The sequence below is a fragment of the Janthinobacterium agaricidamnosum NBRC 102515 = DSM 9628 genome (assembly GCF_000723165.1).
Classification (GTDB): domain Bacteria; phylum Pseudomonadota; class Gammaproteobacteria; order Burkholderiales; family Burkholderiaceae_D; genus Janthinobacterium; species Janthinobacterium agaricidamnosum.
Window position 1 is genome coordinate 5,923,074 of sequence record NZ_HG322949.1, and the last position, 677, is coordinate 5,923,750.

Sequence of the window (677 nt, forward strand, 5' to 3'; positions counted from 1 at the left end):
AGGTGATCCGACGCCATGTGCTGGCCGGCGCCAAGCTGCATGCCGACGACACCCCGATCCCGATGCTGGAGCCGGGCAACGGCAAGACCAGGACGGCACGGCTATGGACCTACGTGCGCGATGACAGCGCCGCCGGCGACACCACGCCGGCGGCCGTCTGGTTCGCCTACACGCCGGACCGCAAAGGCATCCACCCGCAAACCCACCTGGCTCACTTCAAGGGCGTCTTGCAGGCCGATGCCTATGCCGGCTTCAATGCACTGTACGTCGACGGCACGATCCAGGAGGCTGCTTGCTGGGCGCACGCACGCCGCAAGTTCCACGACCTCCATGCTGCCAGGCCATCGGCCATCACCACCGAGGCATTGCGCCGCATCGCCGAGCTGTATCTGATCGAAGCCGAGATCCGCGGCAAACCTCCGCATGAACGACAGCTGGCTCGTCAGCAGCGGGCGCGGCCGCTGCTCGACGACTTCGACCGCTGGCTGCGCAGCACGCTCGATCAACTATCACGCAACTCGGACACGGCGGCGGCGATCCAGTACACGCTCAATCTGTGGCCGGCGCTGCTGCGCTACTGCGACGACGGCGTCATCGAAATTGACAACTCGGCCGCAGAGCGGGCGCTGCGCGGTGTCGCCATCGGCCGTCGCAACTACCTGTTCGCCGGCGCCGAC

Annotated in this window: 1 pseudogene; it reads left to right on the top strand. The window is 66.9% G+C overall.

Features of this window, described 5'->3' with window-relative positions:
* Window positions 1–2: 2 nt before the first annotated feature.
* Window positions 3–677: pseudogene (gene tnpC / locus GJA_RS25720) on the top strand (IS66 family transposase); the annotation flags it as partial.